The sequence below is a fragment of the Cupriavidus sp. 05N39 genome (genome assembly GCF_056397325.1).
In genome coordinates this window covers 1-520 of sequence record NZ_JBFTNE010000287.1, presented here as the reverse complement: position 1 = coordinate 520, position 520 = coordinate 1, and the positions used below count along the sequence as shown (strand labels likewise).

Genomic DNA, 520 nt, shown 5'->3' with positions numbered 1-520 from the left:
GGTGCACCTCGATCTGGTTGGTGGCGATGGCATCGGCACCGAGGATGTCGATGGCCTGGCGGGTCTGGGCGATGGTGAAGTTGGAGATGCCGATCTGCCGGGTCAGGCCCTGCGACTTCGCTTCCGCCAACGCGCCCAGGTACTCGGCCATCGGCACGGCGTCCTTGGGCGAGGGCCAGTGGATCAGGGTCAGCTCGACGTGGTCGGTGCGCAGCTTGCGCAGGCTCTCGCGCAGGCTGTCCAGCAGCGCGTCGTGGCTGAAGTTGGCGATCCACACCTTGGTGGTCACGAACAGATCGTCGCGGGCCACGCCGGCGTCTGCGATGGCCTGGCCAACCTCGGCTTCGTTGTCGTAGATCTGCGCGGTGTCGATGGCGCGGTAGCCCACGTCCAATGCGTTGCGGACCGAGTCGATGACGGTCTGGCCCTTCAGGCGGAACGTACCGAGGCCGAATGCGGGAATGCTCATGGAAACTCCTTCATGGGGGTGAGATGCAGGCTACGCCGCGCACCGTAAAGC

The 520-nt window shown here is 65.6% G+C and carries 1 protein-coding gene; it reads right to left on the bottom strand.

Translation table 11 applies throughout. The annotated features are described in order from the left end of the window. A partial coding sequence (locus AC1DN0_RS41340; RefSeq protein ID WP_477146644.1) for an aldo/keto reductase occupies window positions 1–469 on the bottom strand: 469 nt, incomplete at its 3' end. Window positions 470–520 lie beyond the last annotated feature (51 nt).